Consider the following 18104-nt stretch of genomic DNA (forward strand, 5'->3'; position numbering starts at 1 on the left):
GGCTGGCGCGCTTACCATCGAACCAGAATTTACAGCCCACCCGCACCCCATGTGACAGTTGGGGTGCGGAATGTGGGTTTTAAACTGAGTTGACTGTTGACGGTTGACAGTGAACAGTGAACAGTCAACCGTTAACAGTCAACATCATTCCGGTGTAACCGGAAATGATATCAGCAGTTTATCTTTATTTTAACTTCATAATTTATAGTCAAATTGAACCTGCTTGAACTTGACTAATATTGCGGGTTTTTCAACCCACGACCAGGGCGCTCCACGCAGTATTTTCCTATATCAAACCCGGTCATTCCAGGAGCCAAAAAGTGGTATAACACGCTACTATAACGCGGTAAGCGGCTTCAGGCGAACCCTACATAATTAGGTTATTCGTCCAAGAGTCCCAATTTCTGCGTCCAATTAGCTAGATTAGGCCAAATGTCCAATGACTAACAGCAATATGTAGCCTAGTATTATAGATAAACTCTCTCAATGAGTCGGAAAAAGTAAAAAATGCACATCCCAGCTAAGAAAAGATTGCTCGCTAATTCCGTAAATACACTTAATTCTCTAGCCAGCGTGGGTAAATATACGCAAATTTTAAAATGCTAGATTTCGCAAGCTAGCAAAGTTTTACAATATTTAAAAAATTTTATTGTAATTTTGAGTCACCACAAGTAAAACGGAATCAACAGTAAAAAAATGAAGTATTCTGTTCCTATCGAAGAATCCAAAAACACTAAATTATTGAACTTACTCCAACTGTTGTTGAGAAAATTCACGGCAGCAGTCACCAGAATAGAAAAGGCAGAAGGCAGCAAGGAGTATGAAAAAAAAATCAGCGTAGTGACGATCGCCCCTGGCAGTGTATTCTCAATTTTGATAATTGTACTGCTGGTGTTAAACGGGTGGCTCGTAGCTGGCAGCGGTGATAATTTCTACGATAGCCCACTCGCCCTGGGATTTTTAGCCATAGCAAATATTGTATTTTTCGCGGTATCGGCGCGCTCAAAAGCTTCTGCTGTCGCAGCCCAAAACGATCGCCCATCCAGCGAACCCAACGAGTGCGATCGCTTTTTTAGCCTATCGCTAGATCTGCTGTGCGTCCTTAGTTTTGACGGTTATGTAAAACGCATCAACCCAGCAGGAGAAAAAATACTCGGCTATTCCCTAGGAGAAATGGTTGGCCAACTCTTCATTGAATTCGTGCATCCAGACGATCGCGAAACTACTTTAAAAGAAGCTGAAAGTATTGCTGCGGGGAATAATACCGTTGGGTTTGAAAACCGCTGGCGCTGTCGCAACGGTTCTTACAAGTGGATAGCCTGGACTGCTACCCGTTTCTGCGAGGAAGAATTGATCTATGGTGTCGGCCGCGACATTACCGCTCACAAACAAGCAGAAGCAGCGCTGCAAGAGAGTCAGCGTTTTGTTGAGCGAATTGCCAATACCAGTCCGAATCTTCTCTTTGTTTACGACGAAAGCGAGCAGCGAAATGTCTACAGCAACCGCGAAATCAGTGACACCCTCGGCTATACGAGCGCAGAAGTTCAAAACATGGGCAGCAATCTACTGCCCACCATCATCCACCCTGACGACTTAGCTAAATTTCCTGAATATTTTCAGCAATTAGAAAATGCTCCCGACGGCGAAGTTATTGAGTACGAATATCGGGTACGCGACAAACAGAATTGTTGGCACTGGTTAGTCAGCCGGAATATTGTATTTAGCAGAACAGAGGAGGGGAAAATTAAGCAGCGTCTCGGTGCTGCTACGGACATTACAGAGCGCAAAATAGCAGAACAAGCTTTAGCAGAACAATTGAAACTTTCTTTATTGACAGCAGATGTGGGAATTGCTCTGACTCAAAACCAGACTTTGCTTGCAACTTTGCAATATTGCGCCGATGCAGTTGTGCGCCATTTGGATGCTGCCTTTGCTCGGATTTGGACGCTGAATGAAGAGGAAAATGTATTGGAACTGGAAGCAAGCGGGGGGATATATACTGGCGTTGACGGCGCTTACACCCGCATTCCTGTCGGCGAGTTCAAGATTGGTTTAATCGCCCTGGAGCGAAAACCTCACATCACTAATTCTGTGCAAGAAGATCCCAGACTCCACGACAAAGAATGGGCCTCACGAGAAGGAATGGTGGCTTTTGCTGGATATCCGTTAATTGTTGACAATCAGTTGCTGGGAGTAATCGCGATGTTTTCTCGCCACGAGTTGAATGAATCAACGCTGATTGCTTTAGCCTCAAGTGCGGATGCGATCGCCCTGGGAATTAAGCGCAAACAAACAGAAGAAGCTCTCGCCAGACAAAAGCAAACTTTGAGGGCAATTATTGACAACGCTCCCATTTGGGTGTGGATGGCAAATGCTAGCGGGCGGATGTTATTAGTTAACAAAACTTTCTGCGAAGATGTGGCTATACCTGAATCAAGATTTTTAGCAGCATCTCACTATTCCGAAGTTTTGGGCTTAGAACAATCTGCTAACTGCATGGCATCTGACGCGCAAGCGTGGAGCCAAGATATTCCCTATTATTCTGAAGAAATTTTCCAGCTTACTGATGGTAAATATCACGAACTGGACACAATTAAAACTCAGGTCAAAGATGATTGTGGTAACGCGATCGGCTTAATCGGTTTGGGTTTGGACGTTACAAAACAAAAAGAAGCTCAAAGACAGTTGCAACAGTCGGAAGCGAGATTCCGCAAATTAGCGGAGCAGGAAGCGCTGGTGAACCAGCTAGCTAGCAATATCCGCGAATCTCTGGATTTAGATACTATTTTAGCAACAACTGTGCAGCAAATTCGCGACTTGCTGCAAGTCGATCGCTGTGTGTTTATCTGGTATTTGCCGGATGCTTCGCCACCTGCTTGGGATGTTGTCCACGAAGCTAAGAATGATGACTTGTTCTCGCTTTTGGGTTATTTTCCTGCTGAAATAACAGGTATGCTGCCACAAAAAATCGGTAATTTGGAAGTTTATCAGATAGATGATGTTGCAACTGTAAGCGATCCCCTAGAACAAAAATTCTTTTTGGAGGTTGGTTGCAAGTCTGTCTTGGATTTGCCGATTAAAAGTGCCGGGGGTTTAACTGGTGTTGTTAGCTGCATTTCTTGCAGCGAGGTGCGTAAGTGGACAAAAGAGGAAGTGGAGTTAATGGAGGCAATTGGTGATCAATTGGCGATCGCCATCAGTCAATCTGAACTTTACACTAAAAGCGTCGATTCCGCTCGGATAGCCCAAGAACAAGCTGCAAAACTTGAAGTAACTCTGTGCGAACTCCAGCAAGCTCAAACTCAACTCGTACAGGCAGAAAAAATGTCGAGTCTCGGTCAGATGGTAGCAGGAATCGCCCACGAAATCAATAACCCGGTCACATTTATTTTCGGCAATCTTACCTACACAGAAGAATACGCCAGAAATCTGATGAAACTGGTGCAAATGTATCGAGATGAATACCCGGAACCTTCTCCAGCTCTTCAGGAAGAAATAGAGGTGTTAGAGCTGGATTTTGTGCTAGACGACTTGCCCAAAATGCTGTCTTCTATGCAGATGGGAGCTACTCGCATCCGGGATATCGTGCGGAGTTTGCGGAATTTCTCTCGCCTCGATGAATCTGACATGAAAAAGGTTAACATTCACGAAGGCATCGACAGCACATTGATGATTTTAGAACACCGTCTGAAAGTTCAGCCTGAGCGCCCAGCAATTCAACTCGTTAAAGAATACGGGCAATTGCCACTGGTGGAGTGCTACGCCGGACTGTTGAATCAGGTGTTTATGAATATTATTGCTAACGCTATTGACGTTTTACAAGAATCGCTCGAAAACCCGGGAATTATCCGCATTCGTACAGAGGTAGAAGGTCCTCTCGCTGTGATTAGAATTTCTGATAACGGTGCAGGTATGACCGATCAAGTCAAGCAGCGGATATTTGACCCGTTCTATACTACAAAACGGGTCGGTTCGGGAACGGGGATGGGTTTAGCGATTTCCCATTCAATTATTGTCGAAAAACATAAAGGTGAAATCAAGTGTTTCTCGGTGGTGGGGAAAGGCACTGAATTTATAATCGAGATTCCGATTAAAAGGACAGAAAATTAAATTGGTTGGTCGCCAAAAATACTAAGGTGCGTCAGTGGGAAAAACCAAATTTTTTTGTACAAACCTTAAGACTGACCCACCCTACAGGCTACAAACAGAGAAAAGTTCTTTTACCAGAAATTTGTCGGGTGCGTATTGCCCAGCAGACAACTAAAATTGATATGATATTAAAAATCAAAAATCAAAAATCAAAAATCACATATGGCATTACCTCCGGGCAGTTTAGGTTTACCCCTAATTGGCGATACCCTCAACTTTTTGCAAGATTCCCAATTTGCCAAAAAACGCCACCAGCAGTACGGGCCCATTTTCAAAACCAGCCTTTTCGGACAGCCTACCGTGTTTATGCGTGGCCAAGAGGCTAGTTTGTTTGTTTTAAGCAATGACAACCAATATTTTGTTGTGAGTTTTCCTGCGAGTACGAAAGCGCTTTTAGGGCCGCTTTCCTTGTCGGTGCAAACGGGTGCTAACCACATAAATCGGCGCAAGTTGATGTACCAAGCGTTTCAGCCGCGAGCTTTGGTTGGCTACATCGGCGCGATGGAAAATATCACTCAGCGCTATTTGGAAAAATGGGAAAAAATGGAAACCCTGACTTGGTATCCTGAACTGATAAATTATACTTTTGATGTGGCGGCTAAGTTGTTAGTTGGGATTGATAATGGTTCGGAAACGGCGCTCGGACATAATTTTGAAAATTGGGGCAATGGTTTATTTTCGATTCCTTTAGATGTGCCTTGGACAAAGTTTGGCAAAGCGAAAAATAGCAGAAAGTTACTGTTAGCAGAACTGGAAAAGATTATTCGCGATCGCCAGCAAGGAACCCCTAGTGGCAAGGATGCTTTGAGTTTGCTGATTTCGGGTCGCGATGAGGAGGGAAATAGTTTGAGTTTGGATGAGTTAAAAGATCAAGTGCTGGTGCTGCTGTTTGCGGGACACGGAACTTTAACTTCGGCGATCGCCTCTTTTTGCCTTCTCCTAGCTCAAAATCCCGATGTGATGGCAAAAGTGCGGGCCGAACAGCAGCAGTTCCCCGCAACTGAACCCCTAACATTGGAACAACTCAAACAAATGACCTATTTAGAACAGGTGCTGCGAGAAGTGCTGCGTTTAATTCCACCGGTGGGAAGTGTTTTCCGGACAGTAATTAATGCTTGTGAGTTCGGCGGCTATGAAATTCCCAAGGGTTGGAGCGTGCTTTCTGGGATTACTCAAACCCATCAGGATAGTCAACTTTATCCTGAACCCGATCGATTCGACCCCGATCGATTTAGCTCCGAGCGATCGGCTAAACCCTTTAGTTACGTGCCCTTTGGCGGCGGTTTGCGAGAATGTTTGGGCAAAGAATTTGCCCGATTAGAGATGAAGTTGTTTGCGGCAAAGATTGTTCGGGAGTTGGAATGGGAGCTTTTACCCGATCAAGATTTGAATTTAATCACAGTACCGACTCCCCGTCCCCGCGACGGTTTGCGAGTTAAATTTCGGCGAACAACTATCAATAGCTAGAAAATCCAGCTCCCCGACTTCTTCAAGAAGTCGGGGAGCTAATACCAAATCCGGCTCTATACCCTCGGGATCGATCTTCCTCTTCTTCTTTGTGTCATAAGCGTCTTCGCGGTTTATCAAAAAAGACTAAGGCAAGCGTGTCACAATTAGTAAAGTGCGTCAGATGCCAAAACCCTCGATCGGCCGATAGCATCTCAATCAACATCCAATTGCATCGGTCCCAAATATTTAGTTAAATAAGGGGAAAACACCTCATAAATCAGCGTCAGTGGCTTCCCGTGATGCCAAAACAAATAGTGTCGCCCCCAAAAAGGCCCCGACTGTTCAAAAGCTGACTCCAAAGCCACTGAATCACCGTAATAAATGCCCTGCACATCGCGATACAATTCTGTCCGCAGCCTCGCTAAACTCGCCCAAATTGGCAAAGATTTATTTTGTAAATATTCGTCTACGTGGCTCGCTTCCCACCAAGAAGTCGCATAGGCTAAACGCTGTCCAGAAGCTGTTCGCAGCCACACTTGGCGGCGTAGGCGCGGCCCCGGAACGGCGACAATTTGCTGGGGCGCGCCGTCTGCGTCTTCACCCACTAAAGACATATCGATCACATCTACTTCTGTGGGTTCCCCTGTCAGCAGTTGCAGGTGACGGGTGGGGGAACCGTCGCCTAGGAGCAGTATTTGCCACGCCGGTGCGAGCTTGGTGTGGGGCAAACCCTTCTGTACTGCGTCTTCGGCTCCTTGCCACAGGGGGGTGAGAGCGTGCCAGGTGCGGCTGTTTTTGGGTGTGAATGTTGCAGTCAAGGGTCTTTACAAAACTTAATTTTTTGTTTATTATAACGCTTCTTCAATTATCCACTCAAAAATTAAAAATTGATCGACCGAAGACGATCGCCCGTAGGATCTCCGGTTAAATAGTTATAATACTTCTGTTCGGGATTCTTCCTTCTTCCTTCTTCCTTCTTCCTTCTTCCTTCCACTATATGTTACGAATAACCGAAATAAAACTCCCCCTCGATCATCCTCAAGATGCGATCGCCGATGCCCTTCTCAAAAAGCTGCAAATTCCCCCCGAAGAATTGCTCGGCTATTCCATCTTCAAGCGCAGCTACGATGCTCGTAAAAAAGCAGAAATCCTCCTTGTCTATATTGTGGATGTAGAGACGACACAGGAAAAGCAACTTCTCCAACGCTTCAAAAAAGATCCTCATGTGATGGTGACACCAGACACTAATTATCGCTATGTAGCCCAAGCCCCCAAAAATTTGACGATTCGCCCCATTGTGATTGGTACAGGCCCGTGCGGTATGTTTGCAGGGCTAATGCTGGCACAAATGGGGTTTCGTCCCATCCTTTTAGAACGCGGAAAAGCAGTGCGCGATCGCACGGTTGATACCTTTGGATTTTGGAAGAAAAAAGCAGAATTTAACCCAGAATCTAACGCCCAGTTTGGCGAAGGTGGTGCGGGTACTTTTTCCGATGGCAAACTCTACAGCCAAGTTAAAGATCCTCAGCATTATGGACGCAAGGTGCTGACGGAACTTGTGAATGCGGGAGCTTCACCGGAAATTTTATATATTAATAAACCGCATATTGGCACGTTCAAACTGGTGGGAATTGTCCAAAGTATTCGCGCCCAAATAGAATCATTAGGCGGAGAGATTAGGTTTCAAACTCGTGTGGAAGATATCCACATCGAAAAGGGAAAAGTGCAGGGACTTACCCTCGCCAGTGGAGAATATATTGCTAGTAATTATATAGTTCTGGCGGTGGGACACAGCGCCCGCGATACTTTTGAAATGTTGTTTTCGCGCGGGGTTTACATCGAACCTAAACCTTTTTCCATTGGTTTTCGGGTGGAACATCCGCAGACTACGATCGATCGCTGTCGTTTTGGCGATCGGGCGGGCCATAAGCTTTTGGGCGCCGCCGATTACAAACTGGTTCACCATTGCCAAAACAATCGTTCTGTGTATAGTTTTTGTATGTGTCCCGGTGGTTTGGTAGTGGCGGCTGCGTCAGAACCGGGGCGAGTTGTCACTAATGGGATGAGTCAATATTCTCGCAATGAACGCAATGCTAACAGCGGGATTGTGGTAGGTATCACGCCGGAGGATTATCCGGGTCATCCCTTAGCAGGAATTGAGTTTCAGCGTCGCTTAGAAGAACGGGCATTTGAGCTAGGTGGTGGCACTTACAACGCCCCTGGGCAGCTTGTAGGTGATTTTTTGGCAAATCGCCCTTCCACGGCGCTAGGCGCTGTGCAGCCGTCTTATACGCCGGGAGTTGTGATGACTGATTTGAGCGAAAGTTTGCCAGATTATGCGATCGCAGCTATCCGCGAAGCACTTCCGGCTTTTGACAAACAGATTAAAGGATTTGCGATGGATGATGCGGTTTTGACTGGGGTGGAAACGCGCACTTCTTCACCAATTCGGATTAAACGCAAGGAAGATTATCAGAGTTTGAATACAGAAGGTCTTTATCCTGCTGGGGAAGGTGCAGGATATGCGGGTGGAATCCTATCGGCGGGGATTGATGGGATTAAGGTGGCGGAGGCGGTTGCTTTGAGCATATTGCGATCTTCAAACCACAAAATTTGAGGCTGGATTTGAGGATTTTTAGATGATTTGAAGATTGCCGTCAACTGTCAACTGTCAACCGTCAACTCTGTTCAAACAGCAGCTAAACGCGATCGAATTTCCGTATCGGTATACTCCGGCGTCCAGCCTTCTTTGGTGATAAAATAGCGCACCGCTTTAATTTTCCGGGCTGCTGTCAAATAAAACCAATGTTCTGTATTCGCCGGCACGTTGATAAATTCTTCCGGCTGCACTGTGAGTTCGACTTGGCTGCCGTCAGGCCGCACGAAGCCAAAAATGCCCTCCCCTGCTACGATATAGCGGACTTCATCATCGACGTGGATGTGGCACTTGTTGAATTTCGACAGCATAGTGTCGAGGTTGGGAATGTCTGGGTGCAGTACGATTAAGTCGCGATCCTGATAGCCTGCACTTTCCGACAACTGTTGAAAGTAACTGTCGAGGGCTTGCAGCACTTGCTCTTTTTGATTGTCGTCAAGAGCATCTTTAGCTAACAAATTTTGAATTTCAGCGCTGTCACCCACGGGCCAGCGGTTGAGTTGAATGTTTAAGGAAGCGAGTTCTCGGGTAATGTCGCTCTGTTGAGTGTAGGTTGTACCGTTTTCGAGTCGCAGGATAGCCATTTTTGCACGTTCCAATTTTTGGGTGAGGCGATACACAGGCACTGTGAAAGATGTTTGTCGATCGCGCCTGTACCAGAATCACAATTTTAACGCTAATTTGAACAGGCTTTTGGGCCTGTTCCACAACAGTTGAATATTTGTCGCGATAATATTATAAGTCAGGCGCCAGCTAGCGCCAGCAGCGATCGGCAATCCTGATATCTTAAATGTAACTTTTGCAACAACTATGCCTACTTATACGGGAATTTCTAGCGAAGCGTTTCAGCATCCCCTCGATCGGCAAGCCGAGGCAGCATTGCGAAGCGTGCCTGGATTTGATTTAATTGCCAGCAAATTTGTAGAATTTATCTACGAACGACCGCAATTCGTTTACCTAATGGGAAATAGCATTCAAGTCGGCCCACGCCAATATGCCAGCATTTATCATATATTTCGGGAGTGCGTGCAGGCTTTAGATGTTTTTCCAGAACCGGGTTTGTTTGTTTCTCAGAATCCCTCAGTTAACAGCGCTGCCCTGGGAAAAAACCAGCCTTATGTAGTATTAAACACTGGTCTTTTAGACTTGTTGGACGAGGCGGAACTGCGGGTAGTATTGGCTCACGAGTTGGGACACATTAAATGTGGTCATCCAATTTTAAATCAAATGGCGACTTGGGCAGTGAGCGTTGCATCAACAATTGGCGAGATGACTTTCGGGCTGGGAAACATAGTCGGCAGCGGTTTAATTTACGCTTTTTACGAGTGGCGCCGCAAGGCTGAATTATCGGCAGACCGGGCGGCTTTGTTGGTAACGGATGACTTAAACAGTGTGATGATGACGATGATGAAACTTGCTGGAGTTAGCAGTAAATATGCTGACCAATGCAGTTTGCAAGAATTTATCCGCCAGTCTGACAACTATCAAGAGCTCGATCGAGACAATCTCAACCAAGTGTATAAATTTTTACTTTACAACGGCGGCCAGGGCGTGATGCTGAGTCACCCTTTCCCGGTGGAACGCCTGCGGTATTTGCGAGACTGGGCAAGTTCTGAGGAATACCGCCAAATTAAGCTAGGGAACTACAAGCGGGCGGTATCCGAGGGTGCGGTTGATGTCAAGTCGCAAACGCCTAACAGCGAGACGGAGGCTTTGCGCCGTCAAATTGAAGAGTTGCAGCGGGAGATCGATCGGCAAAAATCACAGCGAAACTAAGTTTAAATTCCTCGTTTCCAGGCTGTGCCTGGGAACCAGCTAAATGTTTTGTTGAAGATTTACCGGATTTGAGGGAGGGGGAAATGTAAAATGAAGGTAAACCAGTGAGAGACTTACTCGCAACTGGCCTCCAATCTAAAAACTGTCCCCTCCTTTCGGAAATCTATTTCTGAGGAGGTGTAGTTTAAATCAAGAGAAGCTTATAAATCAACGGGGCTAAAAAAAATGAATATTGATAACGCAATGAATACTAACAAGCCAACTTCTAATTTTTTCGGCAATGTGGGAAAAGTCGCGATCGCCCTGACTCTTCTGGCCGCCGGCATGGCATTTACAAATCCTGGGAGAGACAAATACCTAACTTATGCTTCCGGCGTACTCCAAACCGAGTTGGAAAGCACTGTGTGCAAAGATTCTCGCGTGCCGAAAGCTTTGAGCGGTATTACAGATACTTTGATCGGCAGTTGCAAGAATTTGCTGACTTCGCAGCGGAACTCGATCGAAAGCTTGCTCGACAATACAACGCAGCGTCAAAATTTAGGTGTGGTCAGTATTTATACAACTGAACTGGGCAAAAAAAGCTATCAGACGGTTGGAGCTTTTGGTAATTTTGTGACTCTGCCACCTAGTTCTGAAAATGCCCAAAAGTAGAGTCAAATTAAGTTCCATTGTAGCAACCGGGTTTTGTAGAAAGCCCGGTTTTTGCTTAGGTAATTCTCTCTCAGTAAATCTCAATAAATTCGGAGAGCAGTAGCACATATTTTTAATGATGCCGGCTATTAGAGAGAAAATATTAAGTTTTCTTAAAAAAGAAAATTTATTGTCCGACTTAATATTAACATGAACGCTATAAAGTTTGATGTTTAACAAATAAGCAGATGGCAATGCAATTAAGTAAGGGTGAGAGATTTAATATCTCTAAAGAAGCGCCGGATTTAAAAAAAATGGCGATCGCCCTAGGTTGGCAGGTGACAGAGGCAGGACAAAGCTACGAGATTGATGTCTCTGCCTTTATGCTAGGTGCTGACGGCAAAATACCTAACGATAAATATTTGATCTTTTACAATAATCTGCAATCCTATGACAGTTCGGTACTGCAAGTGATTCGGGATAAAAACAACCGAAGTCAAGAGAAAAAAACGATTTACGGCGTTATCTTAAAAAGAGTTAATCCGGAAATTGAGGAAATAACTTTTGTGGTCACTATTGACGAAGCAGATAAAATTAATGCTAATTTTAGCAATATCAAAAATGCTTTTATCAAGATTTACAGTTTGGATACAGAAAACGAACTTGTTCGTTATGAATTAAAAGAGAATTTTTCGCGAGAGACTGCTGTAGAATTTGGTCGCTTGTATAGAAAGAATGGAGAGTGGAGATTTCAAGCGGTAGGAGCAGGATATCAGGCCGGATTGCAGAGTTTTGTGGATAAGTATTGCAGCTAAAATAGTAGCGAGAGAAAAATATCGCCGGAAAATTATCATAGCAGCAGTACAAGAACTCGCAGCAGGCGAAGAAGCAGAAGGTAAACCGCTGTGGCATTAGTTAGTAGACGACAAAATCTGCTGGTAAGCATCGATGGTTTGCTGGGCGATCGCATCCCAGTTATAATGCTTTCTTGCGTACTCTTTGCCGTTCAATCCCCGCCGTTGGCGCTCTTGTGGATTCAGAAGTGCTGATTTAATTGAATTGGCGATCGCCCCTACTTCCAAAGGCCCCACCCACCCCGCTTCTGCTTGCTGTATGTCTTCCGCAATATGTATGCGATCGGAAATGGCGACAGGTACACCCGCGGCCATCGCTTCTGCTACAGCCATGCCAAAGTTTTCGTAATAAGAAGGCAAGACAAATAAGTCGGCGTTTGTCAACAGTTCAATTTTTAAATTGCCGCTCACAAAGCCAGTTATTGTTGTGTATTTTCCTAAGCTTGAATTGTGTATTTTACTTTTAATTTGTGTTTCATAATCAGCATCTTGGGGATTGGAACCAGCTAAAATAAAGTGAAACTCTATCCCAGATCCTAAAATACTTTCTAATGCTGGAATTAGCAAATCAAGCCCTTTTTTAGGTTCAATTCGCGACATAAATAAGATGATTGGCACTTGAGATTCTCGCAATCTCTTAGGAAACAAACCTGCTGTCACCCCCAAGGGAATCACCAAATCCCGTCCCACGGGTATCTTCCCTGTGCAGTCCAAACCAAATCTTTCGGAGATTTTAGCCTCTTCTTTACTTGTAAAATGAATGGCGGCTGCGCCTGCTAAATTAGGGCGTTCTAAAACTGCTGCATAAATCTGTTTTAAGCGCTTTTTTTTCTGCAAATCGGCGGGGTCAAGCATACCGCAGGGACGGATAATATACGGTAAGTGGCGATATCTAGCAATGGTGGCAGCAAAGGTAGTTACTGGTGAGAAAATAGCGTGAATGTGAGCCAGGTCAAATTGTCGCGCATTTTCATTTAACCACTGCAATAACGAGAATGAAAACTTATATCTGCGCCAGGGATAACAGCGGAAATAAATAATCTGATAGCCGTTTTGTTGTATTGGTTGATTTAAGGGGACATCTAAGGGATGTTGACCGATATCTCCGTTAGAATCTGTGGTGATAATTGTGAGATTAATACCCCGGGAAGCGAGGGCTGCAGAAAGTCCCAGCACCATTTGACTTGGCCCGCCGTAGACGAGCGAAATCGAGGGGATAATTTGGAGAATTCGCATGGGGGATAGTTCTTTCAATCAAAATATCAACATCTCCCATGACAAATTTAATTATCTGGAAAAGGCTGCCCGTCTAGCTGTTCCGCTTCTTCTCTCTTTGTGGCTGTAATTTGGGTATTGTGAGCCATTGTCTTGGAAAATTCATACATTTCACTGGCTTTTGCTTCCGCAGCTTTCACAATTTCAAGGATTTCCAGCAGTAGGCTTTCATCTGGTAATTGTTTCATTGCAATGCTTCTAATCTCTCAACTACTTTGTCTATCATAATTTTCGATTCAGGAGCCATGTGTAGCAACGCTGCTAAATAATCTCCTGCTTTTTGAACATCTTCATCGGGCACACCAGCCATCAATACATTGCCCACAATGTGCTCTGCTTGTAAGCGAACACCTGATACGCAGAATTGAAAATTACTGATCGAAGAAAAGTATTGCATCAGTATTTCATTCTGGGGAAAAAGAGACATTGCTCTTCTAAGTGCAAAAAGTCCCTGCGTTGCTTGGCGATCGGTATCGTCTAGTACCTGATATAGTTCGTCAACCAAAGGTCGTATGTCGGAAGGAATAGACATTTACCACAGTTTTTATTTAACACTTGCATTATACTGCCAAAAGTTACAACAATTCTTTGTAAAATTCCAACAACTGCTCAGCTAAAGCTTTATTTGTATAATTGCTCATAGCTCTATGATAACCCCGATCGCCCAAATCAGCAGCCAACTGCCGCCGCTCCATCAATTGCTGCAAACACTGGCGTAAAACCCCTGCATTTCCCTCGGGGAATACTAACCCCGCATCCCCGATGACGTGGGGAATTTCCCCGCAGTCGGAACCGATAACCGGAATTTTACAGGCCATCGCTTCGATTAAAACGTGACCGAATTGTTCTTTCCAGCCCACCGTGGTCAAAGTTTTGAATTTATAGCTCGTTTGCGAGGGCAATACCAAACAGTTCATTAAGTTAATGTAGGGGGGAATCTCTTCGTGGGAAACGCTTTCTACCCAAATTATTCGGTCGCTGATTCCCCATTCAATACATTTTTCGGCGAGGTGCGCCCGCAATTTTCCTTGTCCTACTAACAGCCACTTCCAAGAGCTTTTTTTCAACCCGGCTAAGGCTTCAGCTAAAGTTAACAATCCTTTTTCTTCGACAAATCGCCCTACAAATCCTACCACAAAATCGGTCTGTTCAATGGCGAACCTGCGCGATAAATCAGCGTCTTTACCAGTGCGGCGAAACAAAGTTTCATCTACTCCGAGTTGTGGCATTACTTTCACCGCACCTTGATAGCCCCGCTGCTGCAAAATTTTAGCTCCATCTAGATTGCCTGCAATAATTCCGTCGGTGTGCTGAAGATTGTAATTTTCTAATAGTGAAACAGGCCACTTCAATTTATAAGGCAGATTCCACCAGGTAAATAATATATTTTTTGCTTTCAGTTTGAGCCGTTTATTTAGTAATATTAATTGAGCGCAAGCCAGAGACTTTGAACCTTGTTCAACTTGGATTATCTGGGGTCTAAAGTTTTGCAAAATTTTAATTAAATCAAAACCAAAACTTAGCAATCCTTGATTGTTTTGACTAAAGTTGGAGACCGGGATTACTTTAAATGAACCCTTTTGATAAAATTGAGTTTCTATAATTTTATTTTGAACCCCTCCGGGTTTCCAACGCTGCGGCACTACAACAGTTACTTCAATATCAGGTTCTAGGCTTGCTAATATCTTGAATTTTTCCCGGTTAATGTCCACAATATAGGTGTGACTGGCAACGAGAATTCTCATTTAGGGGGAAGGGGGAAGGAATAGGGAATTATTGAGCGTTAATGTTGTCTTGATGGCTGTAAATTTGTCCATCATTCCACAGAGATTGAACTACTGTATTTATAGCACTGATAAAACCCAGGATATAAAAAGCAAATCTAGTTATAATTTTAATGGGCGAGTGGCTTTTATAACAAGGCGGATTTCCCAAAACGTGGCAATCAAAGAGTTTGGCAAAAAATCGCAGGCATTGAAAAGCTGTTAAATTTTTCAATCCCATGAGGAAATGGTTGTGATAAAATGTGACTTGATACTCGATCGATCGCGTACTGACATCATGACATCCGCCGCTCTCTTCCCCCAAGTGAACTAAACACGCATTGGGATCGTACCAAATTTTCATGCCAGTCGATCGCAATCTCAAACAAAAATCCGACTCCTCCCGCACCGCACTCCCTGCAAACCGCTCGTCAAACCTCAGCCCCCATTCAGCAAAAACCTGCCGACGAAATGACATATTGCAGCCTCTAGCCGAAAGCACCTGCTGCGGTTTTAGTGTATGCACCAAATCGATAAAATACCACGCAATGCCCGCATCCATCGCTTCAGAGGGCAAATATTCGATCGCCAAATCGCCTCCAGAATTATCCAGTTTCATTCTGTCAAAAACCCTGCCCGCCACACATCCCACGTCGGGTTTTTCTAAATAGTTGTCAGCGTGAGCAGCCAAAAAACCCTCGGGCAATTGTACATCATCATCAATAAATAAAATAATCTCTCCAACTGCGCGCCGTACTGCATAATTTCGAGCTGCAGGTAAACTCGCCCAATCTACTCTAAACCAGCGAATTTTTCCAGCCTTTGCCAATTCCTCTAAATAAACTTGAGTTTCTGATTCGTGGTTGCAAGTTTGATCGATTACTAGAACTTCAAAATTCGGGTAATTTTGGCGAATCGCATCAGCCAATGTCTCTCGCAGAGGTTGCTCGCGGTTGTAGGTGGGTATCACCACAGAAATCATCATCACACAATTGAGTGAAAATAAAGTTAAGGGCAGGCAGGATGCCTGCCCCACTCGTTATTTTTGGAGAAGTTGATTAAAACTCGAAATTAATAGTTAGAAATTTTGATTTCTGAATTTTGAATTAAAGGATTTCAACTCAAAACTCAAAATTCAAAACTCAAAATTCAAAATTTTTAGCAATTCCCCATTTCCATCAGATGGCTATGTGTTGCTGAACGGCTAAAACTAAATTTTCAGTCCAGAAATTAGCCAATTCGGCGGTGGCAGCTTCCACCATAACTCGCATTAGCGGTTCAGTGCCAGAAGCGCGAACCAAAACCCGTCCCTGTTCTCCCATTGCCGTTGTAGCACGTTCGATCGCACTTTGCATTGCCTCACACTCGTGCCATTTTAGGCGTTTTTCGCGATCGTCCACCCGAATATTTCGCAGCAACTGCGGATAAGTTTGGAAACTGCCACTTACTAATTGTGCCAAAGATTGCCCGGACTGGCGCACCAGCGAAGCCAAATGCAAAGCTGTCAGCAAACCGTCGCCGCTGACACCGTAATGCGGGCAAAGAATGTGTCCAGACTGTTCGCCGCCCAACATCGCACCAGTCCGCTGCATTTCAGCGTGAACGTACTGATCTCCGACGTTCGTTCTAGTTAGTTTGCCCCCCAATTCTTCCCAAGCTCGCTCGAAGCCGAGGTTAGCCATTACAGTAGAAATAATTAAATTGGACGGTAACTGTTCCGAGTCGCGCAACTGCCGACCCCACAGATAAAGAATGTAATCGCCGTCAATCGCTCGACCTTTGTTGTCAACACCCAAAACTCGATCGGCATCGCCGTCAAAAGCAAAGCCCAAATCAGCATTGTGTTCCAAAACCGCCGCTTGCAAACTGTCGAGATGAGTAGAACCGCAGTTAACATTAATGCGAGATCCATCAGGAGAGTCGTGCAAACAGATAACCTCCGCCCCCATTTGCGCGAACACCGCCGGCCCCAAACCCGCAGCGGCCCCCCAAGCCAAATCCAAAACTATCCGCATTCCCTCCAAATTCATCTTTTGCAGCGAATCACAGAGCGAAGTGGCATAATCTTTAACCAACTCAGACCGATGGTAGTGGTGTCCCCAAGCCAAGCTAGCAACCGGAACCTTTGCCCCCCGGATTCCCGCTTCGATTTGTTCCTGCAACTGCTGCGACAGCTTGGAGCCGTTTGAGTCGAAAAACTTAATGCCGTTGTCTTCTGGGGGATTGTGAGAAGCCGAAATCATCACTCCGCCGACCGACTCCGAAACGCTTGCCAGATAAGCAACGCAGGGAGTGGGACACAATCCCAAATTCCACACTTCCAAACCGGCGGCCGTCAAACCCGCTGACAGTGCCATTGCCAGCATATCGCTGGAATTCCTGCTGTCTTGCCCCAAAATCACAGGCCCCTGGTTGGGGGAATGTTGCCGTAGAACTTGTCCAGCCCAGAAGCCCACTTGCAGGGCTAAGGGTGCATTCAGCAATTCTCCAACTTTCCCGCGAATGCCGTCTGTGCCGAAGAGTTTGGTATTGGGCAGGGGGAGGCTATCTCCCACCAGAATCGTATCGCGTTTGACTGGCTGTACCGAGTTAGCAGCCGGAAACTCGCTGCCACGAGGGCGCGAAGGTGTCTGAACCATATTCACTCCTTTAGGAATATTCACACTCACACTTTGGGTTCATGTTACAACTGAAAGCTTTATTTTCAGCCTAAACTCCATTTATTTCGTCGATTGCTCAAGCAACTTGCTCTGACAACCTACGCACAAAGCTTAACTTCATCGGAAAAATTTGTATTGTATCCAAGGGAAAAACTTTTAGTCCCGGGCGCGCCAACGCCATGAAACCCGGTTTCTTTCTGCGTCGAGGAGTGAGGCTGCTGCTGTTTGAGCCTGTCAGCCACTGCGTGTGTAGAAGGTTAATGCTGTATTGCCGTATATTTTCTGGCGGCAAATTTCTAGACCGGAAATCGGTTGTGTCGATCGATCCGGGCTGTGTTCGACGGCCATTTCGCCGTTTGGTGCTAGCATTCCTTGGCTGGCAATCGTATTTAACACAGGTTCGTACAAGTCGCTGGCGTAGGGCGGATCGAAGTAAATGCGATCGAACTGCTGCCCCGCTAGTGCCACCAATTTCGCCGTCGCGTTTCCCCGCAGTATTTGGAATGTTTGGGACGAGTCTGCTACTTGCTCCCAGTTTTCGCGGATAATCGCACAAGCTTTCGCCGACTGTTCGATGCCAGTGACACTCGCGGCTTGACGACACAAAGCTTCTGCACCCATCGAACCGCTGCCGGTACAAATGTCAAGCCATCTGCAATCTGCGATCGTCCCTTGCCAAATATTAAATAAAGCTTCTCTGACTCGCGAAGGTGTAGGGCGAGTTGCGAGTCCCGGCAGGGTTTTGATGTGGCGATTGCCACAGATTCTCAGGCTCATTTAGGAAGAAGGAAGAAGGAAGAAGGAAGAAGGAAGAGGGAAGAGGGAAAAAGGAAGAAGGAAGAAGACTTTTAAAAATGTCAAACCCGGTTTCGGCAATCTACCGGGTTTTTCA

16 protein-coding genes are annotated in these 18104 nt (G+C 45.4%); 7 read left to right on the forward strand and 9 right to left on the reverse strand.

Annotation, left to right across the window (positions count from 1 at the left end; all coding sequences use genetic code 11):
* The first annotated feature begins 696 nt into the window (after window positions 1-696).
* Together QT994_RS07025 and QT994_RS07030 are read left to right on the forward strand one after the other, a co-directional pair.
* Window positions 697-4110: a PAS domain S-box protein gene (locus tag QT994_RS07025; RefSeq protein ID WP_333172877.1), complete on the forward strand. Its 3414-nt coding sequence runs from the start codon at window positions 697-699 to the stop codon at window positions 4108-4110.
* A gap of 201 nt (window positions 4111-4311) precedes the next feature.
* Complete coding sequence (locus QT994_RS07030; RefSeq protein WP_333172879.1) at window positions 4312-5616, forward strand: cytochrome P450; 1305 nt, start codon at window positions 4312-4314, stop codon at window positions 5614-5616.
* 194 nt (window positions 5617-5810) lie between these two features.
* On the opposite strand, the gene QT994_RS07035 is transcribed toward QT994_RS07030, so the two are convergent.
* On the reverse strand, window positions 5811-6416 hold the full coding sequence (locus QT994_RS07035; RefSeq protein ID WP_333172882.1) for a chorismate lyase: 606 nt from the start codon (window positions 6414-6416) through the stop codon (window positions 5811-5813).
* 179 nt (window positions 6417-6595) lie between these two features.
* Between QT994_RS07035 and QT994_RS07040 the strand changes: the two genes are divergently transcribed.
* Window positions 6596-8215, forward strand: a complete 1620-nt coding sequence (locus tag QT994_RS07040) for an NAD(P)/FAD-dependent oxidoreductase (protein WP_333172885.1) — start codon at window positions 6596-6598, stop codon at window positions 8213-8215.
* Between the two features lie 71 nt (window positions 8216-8286).
* Here QT994_RS07040 and QT994_RS07045 read toward each other — a convergent pair whose 3' ends face one another.
* Window positions 8287-8838 (reverse strand): acireductone dioxygenase, encoded by a 552-nt coding sequence (locus QT994_RS07045; protein ID WP_333172888.1) that lies wholly within the window; start codon window positions 8836-8838, stop codon window positions 8287-8289.
* Window positions 8839-9064: 226 nt separating this feature from the next.
* Between QT994_RS07045 and QT994_RS07050 the strand changes: the two genes are divergently transcribed.
* The 4 genes from QT994_RS07050 (at window position 9065) to QT994_RS07065 (ending at window position 11575) form a co-directional block, all read left to right on the forward strand.
* Complete coding sequence (locus tag QT994_RS07050; protein ID WP_333172891.1) at window positions 9065-10030, forward strand: M48 family metallopeptidase; 966 nt, start codon at window positions 9065-9067, stop codon at window positions 10028-10030.
* A 225-nt stretch (window positions 10031-10255) separates the two neighbouring features.
* Window positions 10256-10681 (forward strand): DUF4359 domain-containing protein, encoded by a 426-nt coding sequence (locus tag QT994_RS07055; protein WP_333172893.1) that lies wholly within the window; start codon window positions 10256-10258, stop codon window positions 10679-10681.
* A 233-nt stretch (window positions 10682-10914) separates the two neighbouring features.
* Window positions 10915-11475: a TerD family protein gene (locus QT994_RS07060; protein WP_333172895.1), complete on the forward strand. Its 561-nt coding sequence runs from the start codon at window positions 10915-10917 to the stop codon at window positions 11473-11475.
* Entirely contained in the window at window positions 11453-11575 is a 123-nt protein-coding gene (locus tag QT994_RS07065; RefSeq protein ID WP_333172897.1) for a hypothetical protein, read from the forward strand. The genes QT994_RS07060 and QT994_RS07065 overlap by 23 nt, the downstream gene beginning before the upstream one ends.
* Here QT994_RS07065 and hpsP read toward each other — a convergent pair.
* The 7 genes from hpsP to rsmD form a co-directional block, all read right to left on the reverse strand.
* Window positions 11572-12750 carry a hormogonium polysaccharide biosynthesis glycosyltransferase HpsP gene (gene hpsP, locus QT994_RS07070; RefSeq protein WP_333172900.1) on the reverse strand — a complete coding sequence of 393 codons (1179 nt, stop codon included), beginning with the start codon at window positions 12748-12750 and terminating at the stop codon, window positions 11572-11574. The two genes, QT994_RS07065 and hpsP, sit on opposite strands and share 4 nt — an antisense overlap.
* Before the next feature lie 47 nt (window positions 12751-12797).
* Window positions 12798-12977 (reverse strand): hypothetical protein, encoded by a 180-nt coding sequence (locus QT994_RS07075; protein WP_333172903.1) that lies wholly within the window; start codon window positions 12975-12977, stop codon window positions 12798-12800.
* Window positions 12974-13321, reverse strand: a complete 348-nt coding sequence (locus QT994_RS07080) for a hypothetical protein (protein ID WP_333046446.1) — start codon at window positions 13319-13321, stop codon at window positions 12974-12976. Before QT994_RS07080 ends, QT994_RS07075 begins: the two co-directional genes overlap by 4 nt.
* A 43-nt stretch (window positions 13322-13364) precedes the next feature.
* Window positions 13365-14534 (reverse strand): hormogonium polysaccharide biosynthesis glycosyltransferase HpsO, encoded by a 1170-nt coding sequence (gene hpsO / locus QT994_RS07085; protein ID WP_333172905.1) that lies wholly within the window; start codon window positions 14532-14534, stop codon window positions 13365-13367.
* Window positions 14535-14562: 28 nt separating this feature from the next.
* Window positions 14563-15537, reverse strand: coding sequence for a hormogonium polysaccharide biosynthesis glycosyltransferase HpsN (gene hpsN, locus QT994_RS07090; RefSeq protein ID WP_333172908.1), 975 nt, complete (start codon window positions 15535-15537; stop codon window positions 14563-14565).
* A gap of 193 nt (window positions 15538-15730) precedes the next feature.
* Complete coding sequence (glmM, locus tag QT994_RS07095; RefSeq protein WP_333173116.1) at window positions 15731-17191, reverse strand: phosphoglucosamine mutase; 1461 nt, start codon at window positions 17189-17191, stop codon at window positions 15731-15733.
* A gap of 255 nt (window positions 17192-17446) precedes the next feature.
* Window positions 17447-17989, reverse strand: a complete 543-nt coding sequence (rsmD, locus tag QT994_RS07100; RefSeq protein ID WP_333172910.1) for a 16S rRNA (guanine(966)-N(2))-methyltransferase RsmD — start codon at window positions 17987-17989, stop codon at window positions 17447-17449.
* Window positions 17990-18104 lie beyond the last annotated feature (115 nt).

This window comes from Microcoleus sp. S13_B4 (genome assembly GCF_036700885.1).
In the GTDB taxonomy this organism is placed as follows: domain Bacteria; phylum Cyanobacteriota; class Cyanobacteriia; order Cyanobacteriales; family Microcoleaceae; genus Microcoleus.

Coding starts and splice junctions, on each gene's coding strand:
- QT994_RS07030 (WP_333172879.1), top strand. CDS start 4,312: ATGGCATTACCTCCGGGCAGTTTAGGTTTACCCCTAATTGGCGATACC.
- QT994_RS07025 (WP_333172877.1), top strand. CDS start 697: ATGAAGTATTCTGTTCCTATCGAAGAATCCAAAAACACTAAATTATTG.
- hpsP (WP_333172900.1), bottom strand. CDS start 12,750: ATGCGAATTCTCCAAATTATCCCCTCGATTTCGCTCGTCTACGGCGGG.
- QT994_RS07050 (WP_333172891.1), top strand. CDS start 9,065: ATGCCTACTTATACGGGAATTTCTAGCGAAGCGTTTCAGCATCCCCTC.
- rsmD (WP_333172910.1), bottom strand. CDS start 17,989: ATGAGCCTGAGAATCTGTGGCAATCGCCACATCAAAACCCTGCCGGGA.
- glmM (WP_333173116.1), bottom strand. CDS start 17,191: ATGGTTCAGACACCTTCGCGCCCTCGTGGCAGCGAGTTTCCGGCTGCT.
- QT994_RS07055 (WP_333172893.1), top strand. CDS start 10,256: ATGAATATTGATAACGCAATGAATACTAACAAGCCAACTTCTAATTTT.
- hpsO (WP_333172905.1), bottom strand. CDS start 14,534: ATGAGAATTCTCGTTGCCAGTCACACCTATATTGTGGACATTAACCGG.
- QT994_RS07060 (WP_333172895.1), top strand. CDS start 10,915: ATGCAATTAAGTAAGGGTGAGAGATTTAATATCTCTAAAGAAGCGCCG.
- QT994_RS07075 (WP_333172903.1), bottom strand. CDS start 12,977: ATGAAACAATTACCAGATGAAAGCCTACTGCTGGAAATCCTTGAAATT.
- QT994_RS07040 (WP_333172885.1), top strand. CDS start 6,596: ATGTTACGAATAACCGAAATAAAACTCCCCCTCGATCATCCTCAAGAT.
- QT994_RS07045 (WP_333172888.1), bottom strand. CDS start 8,838: ATGGCTATCCTGCGACTCGAAAACGGTACAACCTACACTCAACAGAGC.
- hpsN (WP_333172908.1), bottom strand. CDS start 15,537: ATGATGATTTCTGTGGTGATACCCACCTACAACCGCGAGCAACCTCTG.
- QT994_RS07080 (WP_333046446.1), bottom strand. CDS start 13,321: ATGTCTATTCCTTCCGACATACGACCTTTGGTTGACGAACTATATCAG.